Annotated in this window: 16 protein-coding genes; 6 read left to right on the top strand and 10 right to left on the bottom strand. The window is 58.2% G+C overall.

Going from position 1 to position 22936, the window contains the following annotated elements; all coding sequences use genetic code 11:
• Positions 1-76 precede the first annotated feature (76 nt).
• On the bottom strand, positions 77-1003 hold the full coding sequence (gene ligD, locus N2604_RS11535; protein WP_260374782.1) for a non-homologous end-joining DNA ligase: 927 nt from the start codon (positions 1001-1003) through the stop codon (positions 77-79).
• 415 nt (positions 1004-1418) lie between these two features.
• On the opposite strand from ligD, the gene N2604_RS11530 reads away from it, so the two are divergent.
• Complete coding sequence (locus N2604_RS11530; RefSeq protein WP_260374781.1) at positions 1419-1676, top strand: hypothetical protein; 258 nt, start codon at positions 1419-1421, stop codon at positions 1674-1676.
• A 515-nt stretch (positions 1677-2191) separates the two neighbouring features.
• Here the strand turns inward: N2604_RS11530 and N2604_RS11525 are convergent.
• A complete protein-coding gene (locus N2604_RS11525) occupies positions 2192-3742 on the bottom strand; it encodes a winged helix-turn-helix domain-containing tetratricopeptide repeat protein (RefSeq protein WP_172786803.1) in 1551 nt (516 codons plus the stop codon).
• A gap of 144 nt (positions 3743-3886) precedes the next feature.
• Between N2604_RS11525 and N2604_RS39755 the strand changes: the two genes are divergently transcribed.
• Positions 3887-4126, top strand: a complete 240-nt coding sequence (locus N2604_RS39755) for a DUF1127 domain-containing protein (RefSeq protein WP_172786804.1) — start codon at positions 3887-3889, stop codon at positions 4124-4126.
• Positions 4127-4916: 790 nt separating this feature from the next.
• Positions 4917-5756, top strand: a complete 840-nt coding sequence (locus tag N2604_RS11520) for a Crp/Fnr family transcriptional regulator (protein ID WP_172786805.1) — start codon at positions 4917-4919, stop codon at positions 5754-5756.
• A gap of 248 nt (positions 5757-6004) precedes the next feature.
• Here N2604_RS11520 and N2604_RS11515 read toward each other — a convergent pair whose 3' ends face one another.
• The 5 genes from N2604_RS11515 to N2604_RS11490 form a co-directional block, all read right to left on the bottom strand.
• Positions 6005-7336 carry an esterase family protein gene (locus N2604_RS11515; protein WP_260374780.1) on the bottom strand — a complete coding sequence of 444 codons (1332 nt, stop codon included), beginning with the start codon at positions 7334-7336 and terminating at the stop codon, positions 6005-6007.
• Positions 7337-7788: 452 nt separating this feature from the next.
• Entirely contained in the window at positions 7789-8172 is a 384-nt protein-coding gene (locus N2604_RS11510; protein ID WP_172786807.1) for a response regulator, read from the bottom strand.
• A gap of 11 nt (positions 8173-8183) precedes the next feature.
• Positions 8184-13205, bottom strand: a complete 5022-nt coding sequence (locus N2604_RS11500; protein ID WP_409241709.1) for a GAF domain-containing protein — start codon at positions 13203-13205, stop codon at positions 8184-8186.
• A 109-nt stretch (positions 13206-13314) separates the two neighbouring features.
• Complete coding sequence (locus N2604_RS11495; protein ID WP_172786809.1) at positions 13315-14886, bottom strand: winged helix-turn-helix domain-containing protein; 1572 nt, start codon at positions 14884-14886, stop codon at positions 13315-13317.
• A gap of 72 nt (positions 14887-14958) precedes the next feature.
• On the bottom strand, positions 14959-16755 hold the full coding sequence (locus tag N2604_RS11490) for an NAD(P)/FAD-dependent oxidoreductase (protein WP_172786810.1): 1797 nt from the start codon (positions 16753-16755) through the stop codon (positions 14959-14961).
• A gap of 397 nt (positions 16756-17152) precedes the next feature.
• Between N2604_RS11490 and N2604_RS11485 the strand changes: the two genes are divergently transcribed.
• Both N2604_RS11485 and N2604_RS11480 read left to right on the top strand, forming a co-directional pair.
• A complete protein-coding gene (locus N2604_RS11485) occupies positions 17153-17380 on the top strand; it encodes a hypothetical protein (RefSeq protein ID WP_172786811.1) in 228 nt (75 codons plus the stop codon).
• A gap of 268 nt (positions 17381-17648) precedes the next feature.
• A complete protein-coding gene (locus N2604_RS11480; protein ID WP_172786812.1) occupies positions 17649-18116 on the top strand; it encodes a hypothetical protein in 468 nt (155 codons plus the stop codon).
• A 148-nt stretch (positions 18117-18264) separates the two neighbouring features.
• Here the strand turns inward: N2604_RS11480 and N2604_RS11475 are convergent, their stop codons facing one another.
• Entirely contained in the window at positions 18265-20082 is a 1818-nt protein-coding gene (locus N2604_RS11475; protein WP_260374779.1) for a PAS domain-containing sensor histidine kinase, read from the bottom strand.
• A 421-nt stretch (positions 20083-20503) separates the two neighbouring features.
• Positions 20504-21028: a hypothetical protein gene (locus tag N2604_RS11470; RefSeq protein WP_260374778.1), complete on the bottom strand. Its 525-nt coding sequence runs from the start codon at positions 21026-21028 to the stop codon at positions 20504-20506.
• Between the two features lie 333 nt (positions 21029-21361).
• On the opposite strand from N2604_RS11470, the gene N2604_RS11465 reads away from it, so the two are divergent.
• A complete protein-coding gene (locus N2604_RS11465) occupies positions 21362-22015 on the top strand; it encodes a recombinase family protein (protein WP_311739983.1) in 654 nt (217 codons plus the stop codon).
• Positions 22016-22393: 378 nt separating this feature from the next.
• Here N2604_RS11465 and N2604_RS11460 read toward each other — a convergent pair whose 3' ends face one another.
• Positions 22394-22798, bottom strand: a complete 405-nt coding sequence (locus tag N2604_RS11460) for a hypothetical protein (RefSeq protein ID WP_172786816.1) — start codon at positions 22796-22798, stop codon at positions 22394-22396.
• Positions 22799-22936: the final 138 nt, after the last annotated feature.

Raw genomic sequence — 22936 nt, 5'->3', positions numbered from 1 at the left:
CTTTAATCCCATCGGGCCTTCCTTCTGCTGTGTGAACGATTGTACGTCCGGAACCGGAAGGGCTCAGGAACATAAGTTATTTTCGAGACAATCCCTTGAAGGAACTCGCGCGTAGCAATCCCTCCGACGTGATGTCTCTGTATTCGATGTCCGCGTAGAACTTCGGCTCGACCCAGGTGGCTTTCGGCTTCTTGATGGGCTTGGTGAGCTTCTGCCTCGGGCTCACCACAGTATTGAGGACATCTCTGATCTTGCGCGATGTCGTCCGGCTCCAGCCCGTGCCGACCTTGCCCATATAGACAAGCTCTTTGCCTTCCTTCTTACCGAGATAGAGAGCGGCGACGCCGGTTGGATCCTTGATGAACCCGACGACAGGGAATTTTCCCTTCTGAACGACTTTGACCTTCTGCCAAGCTTCCACACGCTCCGACCGATGTGGGGCGTCAACTCGCTTGGAGACGATACCTTCGTAATTAAGTTTCCTTGCGGCTTCGAACAGTGCCTGCCCGTCACCCCCATGGTGCTCGCTGTAGAGGATGGGCTCCTCGAGCTGATTGCTTTCGATCAGATCCTTCAGCAGCTCCTTGCGGGCAAGCTGCGAAAGCTTCCGCAAGTCCTGTCCGTCGAGCCACAGAAGGTCGAACGCGAAGAACAGCAAGCGGTCCTGTTCGCCTCTGGCGAGGTCTGCCTGTAGCTCGGAGAAGTTGGTGCGGTCCTCGTGGATGACGACCACCTCACCGTCAACGATGGCCTGCCCTTCGATCTCGAAGGCACCGGCAATGACGGAGAACTTATGTGTCCAGTCGAGACCGTTGCGGGTGAAGACCTTCCGGTTATCTCCGTCGATGTGGAGCTGGATACGGTAACCGTCGTATTTGACTTCGTGAATCCATTGAGCCCCCGAAGGCGCTTTCATCTTCAGGGTCGCAAGCTGGGGGCTAATAAAGCCCGGAATAGCGGCACGCGGCCTTTTTGCCGGTGCGGTCCTGGTACGCTTCGCCACTTACGCAACTCACAAAAACCCCGCCGTTAAGTTGGGGCCCACGGCGGGCAGTTTACCTACCTTACTCACGACTTTCCAACCGCGGGGCTGAAGCGGCGTTCCGAGCATGTTCTCACATACAACCGAGATCTCGATTCCCGGTTGTATTTTCAACGTCAACGAGAACGGCCGCTGAACGGCCCGAGAACACCAGGCTAGGAGCGTTCCGCATGGCGAACACCCCCTCTGCCACACGGGAGGTCTCGTTAGGCAGAATGGCGAGCACTGACATCCCTTCCTCCAACGAGGGCACTGAGTGAGTGAGCGAAGGATCAAGGCCTGACGCATACCTTTTGGACCTACGCAAAGGGCTGCTCACGCCTACCAGATTGCGCTTAGCCTTGTTTCCGAGCGCATCGTATCTATCTGGCGTTACATGAACTTAACTGACATTCAAGACTTCGCCATTCAGGCCCGCGTAGCTGCGATCCTTGGAGCAGACGAGTTTGACCGCGCTTTTACCGGTGTTCGTTTTGCGGAAGTGGAAGGCCCTCTTCTGTACGTCTACGCCAATGACGAAGCTACAGCCGCTACGATTGAGGATGACTTCTCTCTGCTCATAGCAGACATAGCCGGCCGCATCCTCAAGCAGGAAATCGAGATCGTGCTCGTGTTGCCGAAGGTCTTGCAGTAGCTCAATTCGTTTCCAAGGATTTCGGCTGCGAGTTCAGCGACCGCCCGCCTGCCCGCCTCGGTCAAACCGCCGAGCGTCTGCGTGTGCTTGTTGGCGCACTCCACGATTTTTTCCGCGACGAACTTCCGCGCTGGATGACCTTCGAATGCCAGCGGCATCGGTCCAATGCGACATCCATGTTGGAAATGGTTCGCTCACTGAATTTTTCTGAGAGCAACATGACTGAATCCACGAACAAGACTGTTCGCGGAGGCGACCACTTTCCCGCCATAGAGGGTCAGCAGCACTCCCGAACCAATTCAAATACCCCCGCCATTCCAAAAATATAGTCGTCACTGAGCGGCTTGGGATTTACAAGAGTTAATGACCCAGCGGCAAAGTCACAATGTCGGATTGTACCTCATAACCGGACATGCGCGTCCCTTCGGAAGGTGACCGGCAAGGGCCAACAGCAGACTCATGCGCCGCGGCAAATCGCGCCTATAGATCGACCCGCTGATGCGGGCGAGCACGGTCTATTCGGGCAACCCCGCTTTCCGAAGGCCCTCAACCAGCAGCTTCGCGTTTGAGTACCCGCCTCGGGCGATCAACGCAGATATTGTAAATGTGGGATCGGTCTCAAGCAGACGCGCCGCCGCCTCACGCGCCTCAGCGTCGCGTCCGAGATGGGCGAAAGCCGACGCGAGACAGCGGTAAGTTCCCACATAGGAGGGGCTTTGACGTTGAGCTTTCTTCCCTGCGGCGATGGCCTCGTCAAAGCGACGAAGCTCAATAAAGGCTAGCCCCATTCCTGCAAACAACCGTTGTAGTCGCGGGTCTACCGGGCTGATGCGAATGGCAGGTTCAAAGCTCCGGATCGCTTCCTCCGGCAGCCCCGCAACTCTATAGACCGTGCCTCTGTAGTGCCATGCGTTAAATGAATTTGAGTTGAGCGCGACCGCGCGGTCAGCCAGTTCGATCGCACTTTCACAATCGCCGACCATGTACGCCGAGATGAGGGACGCACGTGCTAACGTGTCTGGATCATTATCGTCGAAGCTCAGGGCCATGCGGGCAAACCGAATTGCTTCCTTGCGCTCGAATTGCGGATCGACAGCATAGCCCAAAACGACGTTTTGCAGATGACAGAGACCTCCCAGGGCCGCGACAAGGCCGAACCGAGGTTCCAGCTCCAAGGCTCGATGAGCCAGCGTGATCGCCTCGGCCAGCCCTTCGCGGGTAAACGAATAGTACTGTTGCATGGCTCGGAGATGAAAATCATACGCCGTGAGGTTCTCCGCTCGCCGCCGCGTCGCCATTGCAATTTCTGTTTGCAACAATTTTGGCTCAATGGCCGAGACAACAGCGACCGTCACTTCGTCCTGGAGAGTGAAAACGTCTGTCAGAGCACGCTCGAACCTGTCCGCCCAGATGTGCACCCCCGTAGTCGCATCAATCAATTGCCCGGTGATGCGGACTTTACCCGCCGCCTTGCGCACAGACCCCTCAAGGATATAGCGCACGCCAAGCCTGCGGCCGACTTCCTTGATATCGACGGCTCGGCCTTTGAAGGTGAAGCTCGAATTGTGCGCGATCACGAAGAGCCATTTGAACCGCGACAGCGCCGTCGTGATTTCCTCGACCATCCCATCGGCAAAATACCCCTGCTCGGGGTCGCCGCTCATGTTCTCAAACGGCAGCACGACGATGGACGGCTTGTCGGGAAGCGCAGGAGCACTCTCGGGCGCATCGCCGGGATTTAGGCCCGCAACGTCTTGCGCCTCCCGCACCTGTCCGACGAAACGGAATCCCTTGCGTGGCAACGTCTTGATCAGGCGCTGCTCCTCCCCGGAGTCGCCGATAGCGCTTCGGGCGACATTCAGCCGGGTCGTCAGTGCTGCATCCGAAACGCTGCGCCCATCCCAAACGGCGTTGATGAGGTCGTCTTTGCTGACGACCCGCTCCCGGTTGCGGATCAGGTAATCAAGCAGATCGAACACCTGCGGTGCGACGGAAACGACGTGTGCCCCGCGATGCAACTCGCGCCGGTCGGTGTCGAATGCGTATTCCTCGAAAAGATAGCGCAAGCTGCCATTCCTTCTCGGGGCCACTTCTGTATGAGCCCATGAAGAATAAGCCGCCGGTAAGAGAAATGTAAGCCGCCAGTTAAGCGCGCCGGCACCTCTTGCGGCAACTTCCGCCTAGTGAACAGTCCAGGCAGGACACCCTCAATGAGCACGATCCACGGGACCGCCGAGCTGGGACCGGCAGCGGAAAGGCGGCAGGTCTACAGTCCTCTCGAAGCATACTGGAATGCATTTCAGGAGTGGCACAAGCGCCGGAGATTACTGGCCAACTTGTGCGACTTAAGTGACAGGGAGCTTATGGATATCGGTATTTCGCGAGGCGAAATCGACTACGTCGCCTCGCACCGGGGTAGCGATCCGCGAGGCATCCTATCGGGTGAATGAACGCCGATATCTGATAGCGATGGAAGGTCGAATGATTAGTCACAACCAGAAGGCGCAACCGCAGATGCTGACTTCGGGTCGATCGGCTATGTCCGTGGTCGTGTCCGGTGTACCACAGAGAGCTCAGGTCAACGCGAATATGGACGTTCGGCGCTAAGGGCCACTTGCGGCCGTGGCAGACGCGACCGCTGAGGCTTAGCACAAAGACGAAAACAAAATGGTGGGATGTGAACCAATTCACATCTGACGAGGGCGAAGTATGAAGTGGTAACTTACTAGAACCAAGGCTCGGGGAATGATTGCCAACCCTCCTGCTACGGAGTGCTCCATGAGCGGCGAACGGTGGCCTTACCTTGCCGGCGTTGCATCAATCATCTTAGCGATCTCCTTTGCGTACTTACTTGAACGGAAGTGCCAAAGAGACCTTGCAGTTCAACGCTCCTTGCCACCCGCTCTGTCCGAGCTCATTGTAGGAGACGAGCCGATTAGGTGTTGGTTTTGATAATTGATCTATGTGGAGGCCGGCGACTGCTCTGGGTCACAAGCGGCGCCCCCTCGGCGAAGGAACCCGTCTACGGGCAGAAACGGCTTTGTGCATCGCAGGACGAAGCCCCCCGGAGCCCTGCCCGGCCTGAGCGTTGACACGATACCGGCCACACGCTCGTGATCGCTAAAAACAACCGCGCCGGGTAATACTGAACGTGGATCGATACCGCTCGTGCTGTCCGACTTCGACTGTCACGTGTCCGCGAGCTCCTGCAAAACCGAATGTTTGCATAGGGGTGATCTGATGAATTCCAATGCAGATTTTTCGAGAATTCTAGACCGCATCCTTGATACAGCGGCCGACAATTTCAGGATCGCAAAGATCCTCATTCAAATGGGACTTGATCCCGACAACATCACCTACGACGCACTGTTCAATCGGCTGTTTGAGATTGTGTTGGTGAACATCACGCTCGCCAACATGTTCGCCTTAGTTGGCGCCATATTCTTTGTCGCTACCTTGCTGATGCAGAGAATGGTGCCGCTGCGGGTCGCGAATATGGTCGGCTGTACATTCTTCGCAATTTCTTGCGCGCTTTCTGGAAGCGTCGCCACCTTTCTGCTTTATCTGCTGCTGTTGCCAGTCAATGCCGTTCGCCTCCGCCAACTGCTCAAGCTCGTTAAGAAAGCACGTAACGCGACGCGGGGTGACAGGTCGATGGAATGGCTCAAACCATTCATGACCGAACGTAGATATCGCCGAGGCGACATACTCTTCAGGAAGGGTGATGCCGCTTCGGAGATGTTCCTCATCGTCACCGGGACGTTTCTCGTCAAAGAAATCGGCGTCGAGCTTCCGCCAGGGCGCTTCATGGGAGAGCTTGGCTTTCTCACACCCGATAACCGGCGAACCGCGACTGTCGAGTGCATAGAAGAGGGCCAAGTCCTGACCATAACTTATGAAAGGCTACTTGAAATCTATTTTCAGAGTGATCAGCAATTCGGCTACCATATCCTCCTTCTGACCAGCCAGCGTCTTTTGGAAAACAACCAACGACTCCAGGAAAGCATCTCGCGGCTGGAAGCAGCTCTCGCACAAGAGAAGGCCGCGCGACAGATGGCAGCTGCGCGGGGCGCGGCTTGAAGGGCATCAATTACCGTTGAGGGCTTACTGTCGCCGCGCAGTGCGGCTCTCGCGACGCAACGATGTCCGCTTGGGGGTCAAACTCGGACATCAACGCGCTATTCGGTCACTCCGTCAGCGAGAGCCAACATGGTCGGAGGCACGGCGATGCCAAGCGTCTTTGCGGTTCTGATTGATCACCAGAGTGAATTTGCTTGCCTGATCGGTTGGAAGATTGCCGGGCTTCTCGCCGTTACGTGGCTAATACCTCACGGAATCTGATAGCCCTTCCACAGCCATTCCAGCGCCGAAGGCAGCGTCTGCGCCACTGTCGGGCGGTCGACATGCTTGGCGTTGCGCGCAAACAGGTACTGATAGTGATAGCCTTTCTCCGCCAGCACTTTTGCCATCAGCGCGGCGGACAGCGTCCAGTCGTGCATGCCGTCAGGGATTGTCGGATTGGGATAGAACAGGTCCTGATCCCCCATCTCGAACCAGTAGCGGATCGGTTTTGTCGGGGAACCCGGGATGAGCGGCGCGCCTGCCGGCTGATCCGACGGCGTCAGCTGGCCTGCCTTCACGATCAGGTTGGGACCAGCCGGCCCCGCCCACGCGCTGTGATATTCCCAGGCACCGCCGCGCAATGCCGGATTCCACGGCCATTGCTGGTTCACCATGGTGGGCGAATAGGCCAGCACCCGGCGATACAGCTCGGGACTAAACCACGCCATGGTGAAAGCCGCAGTGCCGCTCGAGCTCAACCCCATTGTGGCGCGCCCATCGGGATTTTTCGTCAGCTTCACGCCGGCCTTCTCTTCGACCAGCGGCAATACCTCACGCTCGATAAATTGCGCGTAGGTGCCCGACACAGTGTCGTATTCGCGCCCACGCTGCGCGCCTTGTGCGTCCTGTCCACCATTGCCGACCTGGATCGACACCATCGGCGGCACGCGACGCTGCGCGATCAGATTATCCAGCGTCGTGTTCATGTCCCTCCAGGCGGTGGAGCCGCCGTCGCCGAGCACGATGAACGGGATTTCTGTGCCCCGGACATAAGTCGCCGGCACATAGACCTCGATATTGCGGGTCCATGTGCCGGGATGGCTGGTGGTAACGATCATGTTGGATTTGTCGCCCGACACCGTCGTCGTGCTCATGATCGAAGAGTTGCGGCAGCCGGGTATGTCGTCACGGATTAGGCCGGGGTTGTAGATCACGCTGTCCTTGGACGACAGCGTGAACGTCGTGATGGTGCCTTTCGGCACACCCTCCTTTGCGATCGTCTCGGGCGCCGGATTGTGTGTCGGGCCTATGATGAAATTTCCCTCCGCGCCGGCCGGCGGCAGCGTGCCGTCCGCAAGCTCGGTCGCGGGCGGATAGTTCGCGCTCTTGGGATCGCGGGTCGGCGGCTTGGTCTGGAAGTCGAGGCCGGTCGTGTCGATGAAGAACGGCGCCCCTTTGTCCGACGTGTTGGCGTTGGGCGGCACACCCATGTTCTGGGTGACACAGTTGGACGGAGGCGGAGTTTGGGCCCAGGTGGCGGTCGAGAACGTTGCAGCTGAGATCATCGTCCCCGCAAGGACGGCCCATGTGTTGTTCATGTCTTCCTCCGAAGCCGACGAGTCTTATGGCTCGTCTTTCGCGGAAAAATATGACGAAGGGCCCTTGACCGGTCAAGTGACGGGCACCTCGTGGCAGTGCTTGCTCGCTGAAATTGTGTCGATAATATCGCTGATCACGATCATGAACTGTTGCGTGCACGACCACATCAAAGAAGGATCGACGACAAATCTTCATTGACTGGCTGGCTTCGTAAGAGGGGCAAGGAGCCATCGCCGACTACAACGTCAACGGCTAGCAACTATTCTTCCCTAACACCGAAGATCCGAACGTAGATGTTCGCTTCGGTCAAAACGCGAAGAACTCAGGTCGAGTAAATCTGGTCCGCTCTGGCCCAACGAGCGGACTTCCGGCCCTCAAGACACAACTTCGCAAGTGGGGCCGTTGGCAGACATGGCGCCGGTGGATTGGGCATGGTATAGGTCAAACCAGACTACCGCTCCAGACGCTCGTCGATTTTTCCGCGTAAGAGGCTGAAGTCGATTGGTTTGGGAAGTAATCCCGCGGCCCCAAGCTCGGTCGCTTTTCTTCTTGTTGCTTCGTCCCCATAGGCGGTAATCATGATAACGGGAACGTTCGGACGTTCCGCCTTCACCTTGGGCAGCATTTCAAGACCGGTCATCCCTGGCATGTTGATGTCTGAAAGTATCAAGATCAGCGACGGATCAGGAATAGTTTTCACCTTCTCCAGCGCGGCTGGCGCAGAGAGCGCAAATTCCATCACAAAGCGTCCGGATCGCAGATCTCGCCGGAAGTGCTGCTTGAACATTTCTTCCACATCGGGTTCGTCATCGACGACAACAATATAGGTGCTCAATTTGGGCTCCGTTAGCGGCTTTTGACGGACATGGCACGCGGCAGCGTGACGATGAATTCTGTAAATAAGCCGGGCTCAGTGTTAACCCGGATCGTGCCGCCATGTTGTTTCACGATGATGTCGTGAGTCATAGACAAGCCGAGTCCCGTTCCTTCACCGGCGGGCTTTGTAGTGAAAAAGGGGTTGAATATCTTCTCCTTCACGTCAGCCGGTATGCCGGTGCCGTTGTCCCGAATGCGTATCTCAACTGAAGCGCCCAGATTTTTGGTGCTAACCAACAATGTCGGCTCAGTTGCCTCTGGGCCATTCTCGGCCGTTCGTTTGGTCGCCGCATAGAAACCATTCGAGATGAGGTTCAACAACGCGCGGGTGATCTCCTGCGGGAATAGCTCAGCCTCACCGGCCGCAGCGTCAAATTGACGCTGCAGCGTAATGTTGAAGCCGGGCTTTTCGGCACGCGCGCCGTGGTACGCAAGGTTCAGGCTTTCATCCACCAGCCCATTGATATCGACCGCTCGCAACTCGCTTGACCCTTCGCGCGAGTGCAGCAGCATGTTCTTGACGATCGAATCCGCGCGCTTGCCGTGCTGAACGACTTTTGCGAGGTTTGACTTCAGCGTCCCGGTTAGCTCTTCAACATCGCCACGAACCCTCTCGTCGAACGGAACGGGACGCAATGTATCGCTGAGTTCATCAGTCAACTCTGCCGAGAGAGCCGCGAAGTTGTTGATAAAGTTGAGCGGATTTTTTATTTCGTGCGCGATGCCGGCGGTGAGCTGGCCAAGCGAAGCGAGCTTCTCAGTCTGAACCAGGCGGTCTTGTGCCGTTTGCAAGTCCCGCAACGCGTTTTGGGCGGCGTCGCGCGCGAGGCGGATTGCCTCTTCGGCTCGCTTGCGCTCCGTGATATCCGCGTAAATCAGTACAAAGCCCCCCTCAGGCACTGGATTTCGCCGTACCTCGATGATGCGGCCATCGGGCCGTATGCGCTCGTAGCGCATCTCCCGGCTCGCATCGTCGACGCTGCGACCCAGTTCCGCCTCAAGATCAGCGGAACCAAACTCGCCTCGTGCAGCGAGGTAACGGAAGAGTTCGGCAAACCTCGGGCGGCTGACGAGCACTGCGTCAGGCAAATCGAGCATCTCCTGAAAATTACGATTCCAGGCTACCAGCCGCCTGTCCGGACCAAACATCGCAACGCCATCGCCCATATTATCGAAGGTTACGCGTAGCTCTGCCTGCCGCTCGCGCAACTCATCGAATAGGCGAGCATTCTCGATTGCGATCACCGCCTGGTCGGCGAAGCTGGTGGCGAGTTCGATCTCCTTGCTCGCGAAGGGGTCAACGCGCGTACGTACAATGCTGAAAACGCCTATGAGGGTATTCTCCCGAAGCAACGGAACGCCAAGCGTCGACCGATAACCCGCGATGGCTTGCCCTTCGCTGAGAGCGTATTCCGGATCTTGCAAGACGTCAGTGATGGAAACAGCACGAAGCTCCATTGCTGCTCGACCAGACGTCGAGCCCCGGCCAGGCGTGAATGGGTTCGTCTTGAAGAATTCTCTTGCCTCAGTCGATAAGCCGTAATCGGCGATCAAGTGCCAAAGATCATGGCGAAGATGAAACATGTACACCTGGTCAGCCCGGCAGAGGCGAGCCACCGTCTCAACAAGCGTTTCGAGTACCTTCTCTAGGTCGACGGATGACCGGCTTATGATCTTGAGCACGTCTCCGGTTGCGGTCTGCCGCTCCAGCGCCTCCCTCGTGTCGTCGAAGAGCCGGGTGTTCTCGATCGCAATGGCGGCTTGGTCAGCGAACGTCTCGACAAGAGCTATTTGCTTCTCGGTAAACGGCTTTACCTCCAAGCGGAAGATCATAATGACGCCGAGTAAATTTCTCCCCTTGATAATGGGCACCCCCAGAATTGTCCGAATCGCCTCGACGTTCTTCGCTCCGTAAACGTATTCAGAATCGTTCTGCACGTCTGGAATGTGGACGGTCCTTCGTTCCAGTGCGGCACGTGCTGCCCCGCTATGTCGGCCTGGGGGAATCGGATTTTGCGCTATCCACTCAATGAAACCGGGGGCAGTATTGAAGGCGGTCGCGATGTGCAGCAACTTACCATCATAGCGGAAGATGATCGCTCTATCCGCATCGCATAGTTTGACCGAGTGCTCCGCCACCGTATCAAACACCGCCTTCAGGTCAAACGCGGAACGACTGATAACTTCTAGGACTTCGGCGGTGGCGGTCTGCTGCTGCAGCGATTCTTCGAGATCGCGAGTCTTCGCCCGCACTTCCTCGAACAGCTCAACGTTCTTGATCGCGATAACAGCCTGGTCAGCGAAGGTCGTGACGAGTTCAATCTGCTTCTGGGTGAAAGGTCTAACCTCGGAACGCGTAAGGAAAAATACCCCTAGGATCTCGCCATCTCTTGACAAGGGAACGCCGAGGCAGCTTCGCCAGTTGCCGCGCGATTGATAGTCATGCGAAGTGTACTCGGGATCGGTAAGCACATCCGGTACGTGAATAGTCTTACCTTCGAGGACGGCGCGGCCAACGATCGTTCCTCTTCCGGAGGTCAGCGGATATTGTTTGAGGTATTCCTCCAGCTCCCTGGAAAACCCATAATTGACCAATAGTCTGTATAGCTCGCCGTCGCGTTGGAAGATGTTTGCCCTCTCCGCGTCGCACAGCCTTGCTGCCGACTCCACAAGAGTTTCCAGCACCTTCTGCAAATTGAAAGTCGAACGGCTGATCACCTTGAGCACGTCGGCAGTGGCCGTCTGCTGCTGCAGTGACTCGGAAAGGTCGCGCGTGCGCGCCTGCAACTCGTTGAACAGCCGCGCGTTCTGAATGGCGATCACCGCCTGATCAGCGAAAGTGCGCAGCAGCGCCAATTCCTTTTCGCTGAAGACCGCGTTCGGCGCCCGGGAGAGGTTGATCACACCGATGCCCCGGCCCTCCCAAAGCATCGGGGTTAACACAACCGAAAAATCTCCCGCCGTCTCAGCGACCCGGCGCATGACCGGCGATGCCAGCGGGCTCAGCGCACTGGGAACGTAGGTCTGTTGCTTCCTCTCAAGAACGTTGCCAGCCATCGTCTGCGCAAGCGGTAACGGGTAGAAGCGGTCCATGGCGTCAGCGCCGATGCCGCGGCGCGCGGCCAGGTGCATCATACCGTCTGCGGCGCCGAGCATGACCGCGCACTGCCTGCTTTCAAAAAGCCGCTCGACGCTGTCGAGAATCTTCTCGAATACCGGCTGCGTGTCGGCCATCGAGCTGCCGATCGCCTGTAGAACGTCCGACGTGGCGGTCTGATGCGCCAGCGACTCCTTCGTCTCGTTGAGCAGCCGCACGTTTTCAATCGCGATCACCGCCTGATCGGCAAAGGTCCGCATTAGGTCGACGTGACGATCGGCGAAAGAGCCGACCTGCGTGCGCGACACCACCACCAAGCCGATCGTCGTTCGGTTGTGTACAAGTGGCGTCAGGAGGACACTGCGAAAACCGCGCAGGCGGGCGATCCTAGTCTGGATTTCGGGCGCGTCTTTCTCGGTGTCAGCAAACTGGAACGACTCACCCTTCTCGACCAATGCAAGCTGAGGGTATTCCGAGGCTGGTACGGGAAACGAGCGCTTCAGTGCTTCGTCGGACTCGGGATCCAGGGATGTAAAAGCCTCGAGCTGAAGCATGCCGTTGACGATGCGGTACAGTGCGCTTGCACGGCCGCCAAGCAACCGTTTCGCACTGCTAACGATTGCCTCAAACACGGGCTGGACATCGTCCGGCGAGCTGGCGATCACCTTAAGGATTTCCGCAGTCGCGGTTTGCCGCTCCAGTGCTGCCTGCGTATCGTTGAACAGGCGCGTATTCTCGATCGCGATCACGGCCTGGTCGGCGAACGTCTGCAGCAGCGCGATCTGCTTGTCGCTGAACGGACGCATCTCGGTGCGGCGCAGCAGAATGACCCCGACAGGTTCGCTTTCGCGTAACATGGGCACCGATAGCACACTGCGAACACGGGAGTTGGTGTATGGGAATGCCGACAGCGCCGCGCTGTCCGGGAACTCCTTGCCTTCGTCCGACAGCGTATCGCGTAAATGCACCGGCTTACCGTCGACAAAGGCGCGACCCGCGGTCCAGCCGCGAGTTATCGGCCATTTCTCGAGATTTATATCGATTGGGCCATGATGCGCTCGAAAGCGTAGGTCATTACCGTCCTTCAGAAGCACGGCGGCATCGTTGGCCTCACAAACCTCGCACGCGCTCTCGACGATGGCATTCAGCACCGGCTGCACGTCGGTCGGCGAGGACGCGATGACATTGAGGATGTTGGCTCCCCCGGACTGGTATCGAAGCGCTTCCTCCAGGTCGCGCGTCTTGACCTGGACCTCCTGGAACATGCGGACATTCTCGATAGCGATCACCGCCTGATCGGCGAATGTTTGCAAAAGCTGAACTTGCCGATCCGAAAATGGCTTTGGTTCGACCTTGCCGACTGACACGACACCGACGGATTTTCCCTCGTGAAGCAGGGGAACTGCAAGCACGGCGCGCCATCCGCCGGCCAACGCGAACTCTCGCGAATAGTCCGGATCCTCCAACACGTCATGGACGTGCACGATCGTGCGGTCGAGCACGGCTCGTCCGCCGGCGTAGGAACGATTGAGCTGCCTGAGCTCGGGGCGTTCCTTGATTTGATTTGTGGCGAGTGGCGAGAAGTTCTTCGTGGCGGCGACGTGAAGACGATCACTCTCCCTCAGATAAACAATACTGAAGAGCGTGCCACAAAGACGTGCGGCGCTCTGAACGATCGCCTCGAAGACAGGTTGCGCGTCCGCAGGCGATTTACGAATGATGCTCAGCACTTCGCTGGTCGCGGTCTGCTGCTGAAGCGCCTCTTCGAGCTCTCTGGTCAGTTCGCCAAGTCGACGGTCCCGCGCATCCAGAGACTTCTGCCGAGCCTTCGCAGGTCTGCTCGTTCGCGTTCTGCGAGCCTGAGCTGGGCGATTCTCTTCATCAGGTCGGTCCATAGTCGCCCCCGATACCTCGCGAATACCCGATATTAGGAAAAAACAAGCTCTCGCGCCATGGGCAGGATGGCCGCATCGGTCTCGGATGAAGTTACTCAGATGACCAGCTTTATTCGGGCAAGCCCGCAATTCGGAATGCTTGCGATAATCGTTGAATATCTTGCACCCTTCGCAGCGGGACTATTTCCTTGATTCGGGACACACGCAGAGAGGGATCAAATTGTAGGGCGAGCATGCAGGACTGCTGCGCTTCCTCGGTGCGCCCGGACATCGCATGGCATGCCATCATGATGCGATGTCCTGCGAGAAAATTAGGTTGTCGCCGGATGGTAGCCGCCGCCCAAGCTGTGGCTTCCTCATACCGGCCAGCCAAGAAATGAGCCCAAGCCAAACCGGAATGCGCGGTGAATATCGATGGGTCCAGCGGGCTCAAACGGAGCGCGAATTGGAATTGCTCGATACCTGCGTCAATTTCCCCAAGCCAAAGGTGGATCCATCCCATCCAATATCGTGCAGTAACTTGATTGGGATCCAGGCTTATAGCCCGCGATACCAGGTCTGCGCCCTCCTCGACCTCGCCAACCACGAAGGCAAGAGCGTGGCCGGCCCGAGCAAGTACTGACGGATCGTCTGGATCGAGCTCGATCGCCCGGCTTGCGAGACGCTGGGCTTCAGCAATCTCGTCCGCAGTACCAGCCAACCAACCGAACGACTTCCTCTGAATATAGCAGCGGGCGCCGAGTGCGTAAGCTGACGCGAACTCCGGATCGAGACGAGTTGCAATCTCAGTTAGATTGAGCGCCTCGGTCGTCTGTTCACGGGTGCGTTGATAGAAAGCTGCCAACGCCCGAAGGTAATAGTCATAAGCTTGAAGGCTTTCCGTCGGCTTGCGTCTTGCACGCTCAATCTCGGCGCGCTGCAACAGTGGAGTTATTGCGCCTATTACCTTGCTGGTCACCCGATCCTGAAGCTCAAAGATATTTTCGAGAGGACTATCGAACTTATCCGCCCATAGATTTAACCCTGTCGTGGCATCAATGAGTTGACCAGCAATGCGAATGCGGCTTCCGCTCTTTCGGACGCTGCCTTCGAGCACGTAGCGGACTCCGAGTTCACGTCCGACTTGCTTGATATCGACGACCTTGCCTTTGTATGTGCCTGTAGATTGGCGGGCGATCACGAACACGGATTTTGAGCGCGACAGCCCGATGATGATTTCCTCTACCATGCCGTCAGCAAAATATTCCTGCTCGAGATCGCCGCTCATGTTTTCGAATGGAAGCACCGCGATCGAGGGTTTATCCGGGAGCGGGAATTGGAGATTATCTGGCTCGACAGGGTCGATGGACGTTGTCGTATTTTTGCTGACGTCTTCCCGTACTGCTCCAACAAAGCGGAAGCCCTTGCGCGGAAAAGTCTTGATGAGGCGATGCTGCTCTTCGCCGGTATCGCCGATGGCCGCGCGGACAGCATTCAGACGCGTCGTAAGCGCAGCATCGGACACAATGCGACCTTTCCAAACGGCGTTGATAAGGTCGTCCTTGCTGACGACGCGCTCCCTGTTTCGGATCAGGTAGAGGAGAAGATCGAAAACTTGTGGCGTGGCGGAGACGTGGTCCACCCCGCGATTGAGTTCGCGCCGCTCAACGTCGAGTGCATAGTCCTCAAAGAGATAACGCAAGCTGCGACTCCTTCAGACGGCCTCCTGTCATCTAGGTACTGACCCGACTTCGGCTCCTTACTTGTACTCTCGTCAGTGCAATTTAAGCCCCGACATCTCGCCAGACTCGCGCCACGTCTTGATAAGAGCGAAGAAGGCGTCCGATCCCGGTCCGTAAAGACCATCAAATAGGCCTTGGCCTTGCCCGGCACGTCCTTCGCCATTGTAATATCCGGGGGTGCAATCCTGCCGAAACGCCAAATTATCGATCGCCGTATCACGAATGGTTTGCAACCAGCCCGACTCGGCCTCCGCCGTGGGCTCCACCATGTTGGCCTGCCTCTCAGAAGCAGTTTTTACGACATGGGCAACGTGACAAGCCTGTTCGTCCAACATGTGGGGAAAGTTCGGCGTAAGCGTATTTTGGGTAACGCCTAAATAGAAGCAGTTCGGGAAGCCGTGACTGTAAAAACCGTGCAGCGTACGCAGCCCTGAGGACCAGTGCTCGCTGAGTCTGCGCCCGTCCCGTCCGTAGATGTCGAAGCCGGATCGCCGCGTATAGGATGTGCCGACTTCGAAGCCCGTAGCGAAGATGATGCAATCAACTTCGTACTCGACGCCGTCAAACACTAGGCCCTTATCTGTCACCCGTTCGACGCCGCGACCCAGGGTATCGACCAAGGTCACGTTCGTTCGATTGAAGGTCGGTAGGTAGTCATCATTGAAGGTCGGCCGCTTGCAGAACTGGCGGTACCAGGGCTTCAAAGCCTCCGCGGTTTTAGGATTCTTCACTGTGGCATCGACACGGGCACGGATCCGGTTCATCTTCTTGAAATCCGCGATTTCTATCATCCGCGCTAGTTCCTTCAGTGCGACGCCGCCCCGGACAGCGTGGGCTGCCGCGCCGGGCCCGAGATTGCGAAAGATTTCGGTCCAGCCATCGCTGACGAGGTCCTCGTCTTGTGAGAGGCCTGTGAACATGCTGTTGAAGTTTTCCATGCGGCGCCGTTGCCAGCCAGGCTTCAGGGTCTTCACCCAGTTGGGATCGGTAGGCTTGTTGCCACGTTCATCAACAGACGACGGCGTTCGCTGAAAAACATAAAGGTGCTTGGCGTCGCGGCCGAGGTGCGGGACGCACTGGATCGCAGTAGCTCCAGTGCCAATGATTGCCACCCGTTTGTCGGCAAGCTTTGTCAGGCCGCCTTCGCCCGAACCGCCCGTGTAATCGTAGTCCCAGCGACTCGTGTGAAAGCTGTGGCCTCTAAAATTTCCGATGCCGGGGATGCCGGGTAACTTCGGTCGGTTCAATGGACCGCTCGAGATGACGACGAAGCGCGCATGCATGGCGTCGCCGCGGTTGGTGCTGATCAGCCAACGGTTCTCATCAGCCAGCCATCGCATCTCCCTGATCTCGGTCTGGAAGCATGCAAGCCGATAAAGGTCGAAGTGCTCGCCAATGCGGCGTGCATGCGCACGGATCTCATCGCCGAAACTGTATTTCTCCTTCGGCATGTAGCCGGTTTCTTCCAACAGCGGCAGATAAATGTAGCTCTCAATGTCGCACTGGGCGCCCGGATATCGATTCCAGTACCAAGTGCCGCCCAAATCGCCGCCCTTCTCTATAATTCGAACGTCCCTCACACCGGCCTCGCGCAAGCGCGCTGCACTCAAGAGGCCTCCGAAGCCGCCGCCCACGACAAGCACGTCGACCGCGTCGGTCAGCGGCTCGCGGGTGAAGCCAGGTTCAACATGCGGATCATCGACGTAGTGACGAAAATCAGCCGTGACCTCGACGTATTGGTCGTTGGCATCGGGGCGCAGTCGGCGGTCGCGCTCCTGGCGGTACTTTTCCCGCAGAGCATTGGGATCGAAGTCAAGGGCCTCGCTCATGGTCGCTCCCCCCAATCCTTGGCACGCGCAAGCCCGTGCAGAATTTCACGAACGTACCGCAGTTTGAGCAAGATTGGCAGATGCCGGGCAATACATGCCCCCGGACGTCAGGCGGTGACAAGCAATGCCGGTAACCTGTACCAACACCCTGACTGCTTTCCATCCTGACTTACCAGGGCTCGTTACGGCTCTACTCCTCGCGGGGAGTACGCGGCTGACAAAGGCAGTAAAGAGATACCGCTACTGCCAGGCTTACCGGCGCAGGGCTCCCCCGCCTCAGTTGGTGGCGCCAGACGCGCAGTGTTTGAACATTGTCGCCGCCGAATTCTGCTCGCGCAGTGGTCCGTTGCAGTCGCCTCCGTTGAACAGGTAAACTCAGATCAATTAGGAGCGATCGATGCCCTCTCAGGTGTTTTCGCCCGACATCCCCAAGACCGCCGAAGAGATCGAGCTGGAAGACGTCATCCGGCGGCTCGTCTATCGGCTGGACGAGGTCCGCGAGGACAGCGCCGAGGCTCGGATGATCCTGCGTCAGCTAGAGGGCATCCGGCGTGGCAGCGAACTCTTCGGCCTGCTTATGCAAGAGTACGACATGGGCGGGATGTCCGCTGTCAATCACTGGTAGTCGTCCTGCCCTCGGGCAGAAGTCGATTGCGCGCTTCTTGCAATCCCGACGTCGGATGGGATCGCCAAGAAGCCATTCGCTGTGTCCTGAACCAGGCCCCGACTGCGCGCAGGAACCAGCGTCGACGAGCGGCCTCAACATTTGCTGAAGCATGACCGGCGTTAACCCTGTCGGCAATTGATCCGCGCGCGGCACGTCCGCTGCCGGCAGATTGCCTCATTGAAGCGGAGACTTTTTCAACAGCACTAACCTTGGTTAGAGGCGCATCATGCTGAGACCGAGCTTCTTGGGTCTCCTCATCGTCTTGGGTGTAGGAGTCCTGTCAGTCATGGAGCTGCGAACTCCCCCGCGCGGCACGGTCGCGATCGTCCAGTCGCCTGCCGCACCAGACGCTGGCTCGTCTGCCGCGCCCGACACACTGGCGAAAGGCGATCGCCTTGATGTCGCCGCGGTGAGCAGCGTGACACCGACCGAGGTCGCTTTGGCCGAAGCGCCTGTTGCTCCCCCAAACGATGCCCGTATCACTTCGCCCGAGCCTTCAAGGCCGATCGCCCGCCAACGTCACAATCCGAAGACAGCCGCGGGCGCCGCACGTCCCAAACCAAAGAAGGTCGCCGTTATCAAGCAAGCTGCCATTGCCGAGCGTTCAAAGCTCGCCAGCGAGACCGTGTCCTGCAGGCTCGCGGCGTTTGGCGGCTTGCGCAAGGCGCTGAATTTATCCGGCTGCGAAATCTGAGAGCGGGGTTACGCTTTGCGGTGCCCGACGGCTTTAGTAAAAAGACACACAGGACTGAGCTTCAGAACCCAACGTGTACAGCCATCCGTACTACGTTCATGGCTGACAATCCAGAGCGCGGCTGCGTTGACGAAGTGAGCCGACCAGATCAGTCGCGCAGCCGTGCCCGGCTTAGTTGCAGACGGACTTGTGCGCCAGAAGGCTTCCAAACGATATCGACCTTTCCGCCGAGTTGCCCTTCGACTGCAGACTTAATGAGCCTGCTGCCGAAGCCGCTCGAGGTCGGCTTGGCAATGGCAGCAGACAAATTGTGCTCGCTCCAAGTCAGAACCAGAACGTCTCCAGCAAATTCCCAGCCGATCATCACCTTCCCGTCTGCATGACCTAGTGCGCCATACTTGATAGCGTTCGTGGCAAGCTCATGCAGGATGAGTGCCATTGCGGTGGCTGATTTCTCCCCGAGCACAATTTCCGGTCCGGTCAAGCTCACTTTGCCATGCTGCGAGGCACTCAAATGCGGTGCCAGTATCTGTTCAACAAGATGGATGAGCAACACCGAATGCGCTGGCATCGAATCCGCTCCGCCGATTCGGACGAGGTCATGTGCCCGAGATAGTGCTTGCAAACGCTGGTTAAGAGCGGCGCTCATTTCAGCCGTCGTATTGGTCGATCGGCCCGTCATGGACACCATGGCGCTGAAGAGCGAGAAGAGGTTCTTCACCCGATGATTCAGCTCTTGCATCAGCAGTTGGCGAGCCTCCTCGGCCATTTTCAAATCATGCAGGTCGGTGCACGTGCCGTACCAGCGGATGATCTCGCCCGCCTCGTTGCGGATGCATTGTGCACGTCCGATCACCCAGCGGTATTCGCCCGAGCGGTGCCGCAGCCGATACTCGATGTGATAAGGGACACCCGTAGCCAAACTGTGGCGCCATACTTTCCAGGCCCGCTCCTGGTCGTCGGGGTGAAACATTCCATTCCAGGCCTCACCGTCGGTCGAACCTTTGGGCACGCCTGTGTATTCGTACCAACGGTCGTTGTAATAATCGTGATAACCGTCGGGCAGCGTCGACCAGATCATCTGGTCGATGGAGTTCACGATGGCCTGGTAACGTTCCTCGCTCTCGCGAAGGCCAGCCACCGCCCGGATCGTCTCCGTCACGTCGGTCGCCTGCACGAAGATGCCGTACCGATCGCCCGCGCCGTCGCTGATCGGCTGAAAGACGAAGTCGAGATGCCGTTGCTCGGAAATCCCGTTTCGATCCAGGACGACCGGAATGGCGCGCCCGGCGTAAGGCTCTCCGCTCTGGTAGACGGTGTCGAGTAGCTCGATGAAACCTTGCGGCGCCACCTCGGGCAGGGCCTGGTCAACCGACTTGCCGAGGATGTCGTTACGGCCCACCAACTGCAGGTAAGCGGGGTTGGCGATTTCAAAGATATGGTGGGGCCCGCGCAAAATGGCCGTGGCGCCTGGCGCCTGTTCGAACATCAGGGACAAACGCGCAATCTCCTGCTGGGCGTTGCGCCGGGCCAGGACGATCTGGGTCGTTTCGTTCCCTTGATTGAAGATGCCGGCAACCTTGCCATCTTCGCCCCGGATCGGGCTGATGCTGTAGTTCCAGTAGGTCTCCTGCTGGCCGCCGCCACGCACCATTGGCAGCATTTCGTCGTAGGTGGAAAAGCCTTCACCCGTGGCCACCACGTTCTCGAACTGCGGGCCGACGACGTGCCAGATGTCGGACCAGACTTCCTTGGCGGGGCGGCCAAGAGCCCAGGGATGGCGCTCGCCCGGGATGACAGACCACGCGTCATTATAAAGGAGCCTGAAGTCCGGCCCCCAGTAGATCGCCGTTGGAAAGCTGGAATACAGGCAAATGGACAGTGCCGAACGAAGCGATTGCGGCCACGACTCCGGAGGCCCGAGTGGATTTGTCGTCCAGTCAAACAGGCGGATGCGCTCGCCCATCCGTCCTCCGCCGCTTAGGAATCTTGTCGTCTCATCACGCATCGACTGCGCCCTCAGCCATCCGACGAAAGCTTATCCAGCATTTCACCGGACGGATAGCTGACGCGTCGGTTGAGAAGATGGGCGTGCAGTCGCGCCAACGCTCCGGCTTGCCGCTCTAGCTAGGCTGAAGCTGGAGTTTGGCTAAACACAACCGTAGACGATTTTTCTCCGCCGCCACAAATTGTTCGTGGTCCACCCCGCAAAATCCAGCGTCGGTCGGGAGAAGGATTTTCTAAAGGCGAACGAGGCAAGAACCCGCAAAACTACGTAAGGTCTATAGGTTGCCTGCGGCTTAGGAAGTCTGAGAGCGGAAAATATTGTTCGCGGGCTTGCCGAAGTTGCACTGAGCAGGACTGTACGACGCATTTAGAGGCTGTGATCAGACGTTGATTACCGTGAGCCTTCGCATCGCACGCCGTCTAGACTGCCACGCTTCTGAGTCAGACTTGTGGTGCATGTGAAGTTGGCGCTCGGGCGTAAGCACGAAGACATCGTCGCCACAATCTTCACCGACCGCACAAAGACCGATAGCGGCCTGACGCACAAGTTGCGGCGTCAGCAATCGGGGCAAGGCTATCCGATAGCAAGCACCATCGTGAATAAAGAAGCCGAGCCGAACCATAAGCCCGAACTCCCGGCTGAACATGCCATAGCCATCTGCGTAGAGCTCAAACGCGGCGGCGCAATCTTGTCCCTTCAACTCATCGAGGGTTTCACGAGCGAAGGCCTCCAGATCAGGAATGCCGTCTGCATCGAGCAGATCCACGCGATCACGGAACTCCCGGTCTTCCTGCGCCGCCGACCATAAGGCTTCGGCCTCACTCGCCCTAGCGAGCCAAGCCGCCTCGAACTCGGGTCTTCCCCTCGGCATCTCTAAGAGAACGTGCGTGGCTGAAAGCGACATTTTCGGCTCTCCTATCGGATCCCGTCGCGGGTAGGAAAACTGTGATTTTGCGCACCACACGTTGGCACAGTATCAGCAGCACGATGCTGAGTGAAATGCCCCGCCTAGTCCGAGGCCGAAAAATTTTGGCGCGCGGTGTTGCGAACGTTTGAGATGCGACTGTTGGGGGACGCCAGGGGGGGCGGTCGCCAGAGTACCAGCCGCTGCCCACACCGTCACGGCTTCGGGCGTTGAGCTCTATTCAAATGCTTCCGTCCTCTTCCACGCGCGGCTCTTGCGCAGATTCGCGTCTTGTAACATACTGACGTTCGTCGATGTGTTACGAGATGAATGATGTCGCAGCCTGTTGTTGCCTACTATCGTGTCTCTCGAGAGAAGCAGGGCCGCTCTGGACTTGGTCTTGACGGGCAACGGCGGCTTGTCGCCACCTTCGCCGCCAATGAAGCGATGGAGATCGCCGGTGAGTTTACTGAGGTGGAGACCGGCAAGGGAGCGGACGCATTAGAGCGGCGTCCCGAGCTTGCTGCCGCCCTGCGGAAAGCGAAGAAGCTTAAATGCCCGGTCGTCGTGGCCAAATTGGACCGCCTGTCTCGCGACGTGGCTTTCATTGCGGGCCTCATGGCGAAGCGGGTGCCATTCATCGTCACCGAGCTGGGCAGGGATGTCGATCCCTTCATGCTGCACATCTATGCTGCCGTGGCGCAAAAGGAACGCAGCGTCATTGCTGAACGGACCCGCCTCGCCCTTGCGGAGGCCAAGCATCGCGGCAAGCGGCTCGGCAACCAAAGACAGGCCGAAATCAACAAAGCTGCTGCGGCGGCTCGGGACGCCCGCCTGGAGCCCCTCCTGAAGGAGTTGTGGGAACTTCCTTACCGCGAGATTGCTCAGGAGTTGACGGACCGAGGCATACCCGCGCCGCGCGGCGGCGGATGGAATCCGATGACAGTAATGAGGGCAATGAGGCGCTTAGGCATTCCTGGCGAATGACAGCCACGAGACTTTCAGTCCACGATGCCAGCCGCGATAAGCCGCCGATAAAGCTCATTGTAGGCCTCGCCTCGTTCTCGCTGCGGCGCCTCTCGGTCTGCCAGTACCTGCAAGACGCTCTTCACGAACCTTCGCGCAGGGCCGGCCTCCTGTGGGTCTAGGGCGTCAAGCCACGCTTCAATCGCGAACCATTCAAGGCCGCAAGTCTCCAGCTCATAAATTCCTCGGCGATCGAGCTCAGTGATCCACTGGGTTGTTGCGAGCTTTGCTTTAAGCTGCTTCCGGGCGCGGCCAATCCGATCCGTCCGGTCTCGGCTCCGCCTCACCGTGGACGCCTGCCAGAGCTTTGGCCGCACGACCGGCACGAAACGCCCACGCTCATCCCTGGTAATCGGCGGCACGGGTTGCCTCCATGATGCGATTACGCAATCGAGTGAGTTTCGCGGCAAAGTCCTCCTCGCTGACAAGACCGCGCGACCTGCGAGCCCATAACCATCGGAGGCCGTCGGACAATGCCGGGAATTCCTGATCCAGGAGAGCGAGCTGCAGATCGTGCTGCGATGCCCATGCTCGACAGACCTCCTCATCCTCGGGCGTCAAAATGATCGTCCTCCCCGGCGCGCGCGGGTTACGGCGCCAGAGCAGCGCTAACCGATTGCGCTCTGAGCGCATCTCGGCGCGTTGGATGCGGTCTGCATCGCCGGACAGGTAGGCAGCCGCCAGCCGCTTCTGTTTAGCTTTCGGACTTCCGCCGTGACGGAAGCATGTTGACCGGCCGCGCATCCTTGCAGCCTTGCAAGGTTCACCAGCTCGAGTGATGGCCGTGCACCTAGGCATCAGGCGATTTGGGCCATCGCAGTACCGCGAACGACCAGTCATGAAGTTCTGGCGCTGCGCTTCGGATTGAAATCCGAAGACGCG

Origin of the sequence: Bradyrhizobium sp. CB1015, assembly GCF_025200925.1 — a bacterium.
Classification (GTDB): domain Bacteria; phylum Pseudomonadota; class Alphaproteobacteria; order Rhizobiales; family Xanthobacteraceae; genus Bradyrhizobium.
Note: the sequence above shows the minus strand (reverse complement) of the source record. Positions and strands in the feature narration are given on the sequence as shown.

Excerpts from the sequence above, each read along its gene's own strand:
- N2604_RS11530 (WP_260374781.1), top strand. The coding sequence starts at position 1,419 with ATGAACTTAACTGACATTCAAGACTTCGCCATTCAGGCCCGCGTAGCT.
- N2604_RS39755 (WP_172786804.1), top strand. The coding sequence starts at position 3,887 with ATGAGCACGATCCACGGGACCGCCGAGCTGGGACCGGCAGCGGAAAGG.
- N2604_RS11520 (WP_172786805.1), top strand. The coding sequence starts at position 4,917 with ATGAATTCCAATGCAGATTTTTCGAGAATTCTAGACCGCATCCTTGAT.
- N2604_RS11515 (WP_260374780.1), bottom strand. The coding sequence starts at position 7,336 with ATGAACAACACATGGGCCGTCCTTGCGGGGACGATGATCTCAGCTGCA.
- N2604_RS11500 (WP_409241709.1), bottom strand. The coding sequence starts at position 13,205 with ATGGACCGACCTGATGAAGAGAATCGCCCAGCTCAGGCTCGCAGAACG.
- N2604_RS11490 (WP_172786810.1), bottom strand. The coding sequence starts at position 16,755 with ATGAGCGAGGCCCTTGACTTCGATCCCAATGCTCTGCGGGAAAAGTAC.
- N2604_RS11485 (WP_172786811.1), top strand. The coding sequence starts at position 17,153 with ATGCCCTCTCAGGTGTTTTCGCCCGACATCCCCAAGACCGCCGAAGAG.
- N2604_RS11480 (WP_172786812.1), top strand. The coding sequence starts at position 17,649 with ATGCTGAGACCGAGCTTCTTGGGTCTCCTCATCGTCTTGGGTGTAGGA.
- N2604_RS11475 (WP_260374779.1), bottom strand. The coding sequence starts at position 20,082 with ATGGGCGAGCGCATCCGCCTGTTTGACTGGACGACAAATCCACTCGGG.
- N2604_RS11470 (WP_260374778.1), bottom strand. The coding sequence starts at position 21,028 with ATGTCGCTTTCAGCCACGCACGTTCTCTTAGAGATGCCGAGGGGAAGA.
- N2604_RS11465 (WP_311739983.1), top strand. The coding sequence starts at position 21,362 with ATGTCGCAGCCTGTTGTTGCCTACTATCGTGTCTCTCGAGAGAAGCAG.
- N2604_RS11460 (WP_172786816.1), bottom strand. The coding sequence starts at position 22,798 with ATGCGCGGCCGGTCAACATGCTTCCGTCACGGCGGAAGTCCGAAAGCT.